The following is a 2,492-nucleotide window of genomic DNA, read 5'->3' on the forward strand; positions in this document are numbered from 1 at the left end:
CAGGGCAACGGCGTGGTGATGATCGGCTCCAAGGGCCGCGGCGGCCTCTTCGACACGGTGCTGCGGGACGCCGGACCCGCCGGGGTGTACGTCGCGGTGGACGACGTGGACGCGCACCACCGGCGGGCCGTGGAGCACGGGGTGGAGATCCTGATGCCCCCCAAGGAGCAGGACCACGGCTCGCGGGACTACCTGGCCCGGGACACCGGGGGGAACGTCTGGAGCTTCGGGACGTACGCCCCGGAGATCGGCGGCTGAACCGCCGCCGGCCGCTCAGCCGCCGGTGTGCACCTGGAACGCGGCCCGGCGGACGGCCTTGGCCAGGGCCGGGTCGGGGTGCGCGGCGGCGAGCGCCACCAGGACCTGCACGGTGCGCGGGTGGCCGACGGCGCGGACCTCGTCGAGCAGCTGGGGCACGGTGGGCTGCACCGCGGACTCCAGGTGCCGGACCAGCATCGGCGCCTCGCCGTGGTCGGCGACGGCGGCGGCGGTGTCCACCCACAGCCAGGTGGCCTCCTCCCGGGTGAGCACCTCGTGGGCGTCCTCCGGGTCGATCCCGTCGTGCTCGGCCAGCCACAGCAGTGCGTACGGCCGCAGGGCCGGCTCCTCGACGACGCCCCGTACATCGGGCTCGGCGGGGGCGCCGACGACGCGCAGCGCCTCGAAAGCCAGCCCGCGCAGCAGGGCGTCGTCGCCGCGGGCGGCGCCGATCAGCTCGGTGACGGCGCCGCCGACGGGACGGGCGGCGAGCCAGGCGCGGTACTCGGCGCGGGCCGCGTTGGGGCGGAGCTGGGCACAGCCGCGGAGCATGTCCTCGGCGGACTGCTCGATGTTGCCGGCGGGGCTCTGCGCGGCCACGCAGATCTGCTCCAGCTTGACCCACACCGCCCAGCTGCCCAACGGGGTCAGGGTGGCCTGGCCGTCGCCGTAGGTGAGGGCGCCGACGGAGGCGAGGGCGCGCAGCGCCCAGTCGAGCAGCGGGGCGAGCGGGGCGTTGGCCGCGGGCGCCGGGTCGGCGGGGCGCGGGGTGCCGGCGGGCTGTCCTGGGCCGGTTTCGTAGGCGATCTCGCAGCGCTCGGTGCGCAGTTCGGTGACCCGCTGCCGGAGCAGGTCGAGCAGCTGCTCGACCGGGACGGGGCCGGCGGAGAGCTGGAGGAGGGAGAGCACCTGGGGCATGGCCGAGACGACCTCGGCGACGGCCGCGGGCTCGAACCCGTCGGGCTCGGGGAAGGCGAGCGACCAGGCGTCGAAGAGGGCGACCCAGCCGCGCAGTACGGCGCTGTCGTCGCGGTCCCAGGCGCGCAGCCGCCAGCCCGGGCGGGCGCTGTCGCCGTGCACCTCGACGAGTCCGGCGAGGCGGGCGGTGTCCCAGTCGGCGCGGATCCGGGCGACGCTCAGGCCCAGGTCGACGGCGGCGCGTGCCGCGGTGGCGTCGGACAGGGTGGCCTTGCCGTCCGCGGTGGCGCCGGCCCGGCCGGGGCCGAGCGCGGCGTCGGCCCAGCGGGCGAGGCGGGCCGCGCCGGCCAGCCGGACGCGGGCCATTCCGGCCAGTTCCGCGGGGGCGGGTGTGCCCTCCGGCGGCCGGGGGGCGGGGCGCCCTGGGCGCCGCTGGTTCACAGCTCTGGGGGCGGCGGCCAGGGGTCGCGGTCGGACGAGTCGGAGCCTGGAGTCGCGCGGGATACGGGACGTCACGGGTGCAGTCTTCCGGTTGACGGTCCGAAAACCCAAACGGAATGTCACCGCGGGCGACGGGGCTGGCCAAGGCACGGGGTCCGGTACGGCCGTGGCGGCGTGATCGGGCCGGCCCACGGCTTCAAACGGAATCCGCCGCGCCGGTACCGGCGGGCCACGGCGCCCGGGTCACGTCAGCGGGTCGCTTCAGGACACGGGGCCAGGGGGTCACATCGAGGGGCACATCAAGGGGGCAGGGGGTCACATCGGGGCATCGGCACGTCACATCAGGGGGGTCAGGAACCGGCGGAGCCGTTCCTCGTACTCGGCGGGGTCCGCGTTCCACATCGCCGCGTGCGGGGCGTCGTCGACGGTGTGCAGGGCGACGAGGTCGGCGCGGCGGCGAGCGAGCCGGCGGGAGAACTCCCAGGGGGCGACCTGGTCCTGCGGGCCGTGCACGATCAGGGTGGGCACCCTGAGCCGGTCGGGGTCGGCGATCTCGGGAACCCGGCCCGCGTGCAGCCCGACCCGGCCCTGCGCGGCCCGCACGGCCAGCGGCAGCAGCGGCTGCGGGGTGTGCCGGGCCCGGGCCAGGGCCCGCAGGGTGGCCTCCCAGCTGAGCACCGGCGAGTCCAGGACGAGCCCGGCGACACGGTCGCGGACCGCGGAGCGCTCGGCGGCGCGCAGGGCCATGGTGGCGCCGGTGGACCAGCCGAGCAGGACGACCCGGTGGGCGCCGCGGCGGACGGCGTAGCGGATCGCCGCCTCCACGTCCCGCCACTCGCTCCCGCCGAGGTGGTTCAGCCCGTCCGGCGACCGCG

At 77.0% G+C, this 2,492-nt stretch carries 3 protein-coding genes; 1 reads left to right on the forward strand and 2 read right to left on the reverse strand.

The window, feature by feature from the left end; genetic code table 11:
* Positions 1-258, forward strand: a 258-nt coding sequence (locus tag IE312_RS42180) for a VOC family protein (protein ID WP_229900530.1), incomplete at its 5' end; no start/stop codon positions are given.
* Positions 259-273: 15 nt separating this feature from the next.
* Here the strand turns inward: IE312_RS42180 and IE312_RS28350 are convergent.
* Together IE312_RS28350 and IE312_RS42185 are read right to left on the reverse strand one after the other, a co-directional pair.
* A complete protein-coding gene (locus tag IE312_RS28350) occupies positions 274-1,692 on the reverse strand; it encodes a hypothetical protein (RefSeq protein ID WP_189985144.1) in 1,419 nt (472 codons plus the stop codon).
* 261 nt (positions 1,693-1,953) lie between these two features.
* The coding region (locus IE312_RS42185; RefSeq protein ID WP_229900531.1) for an alpha/beta hydrolase at positions 1,954-2,492 on the reverse strand (539 nt) is incomplete at its 5' end.

The organism is Streptomyces capoamus (assembly GCF_014654935.1).
GTDB classification, from domain to species: domain Bacteria; phylum Actinomycetota; class Actinomycetes; order Streptomycetales; family Streptomycetaceae; genus Streptomyces; species Streptomyces capoamus.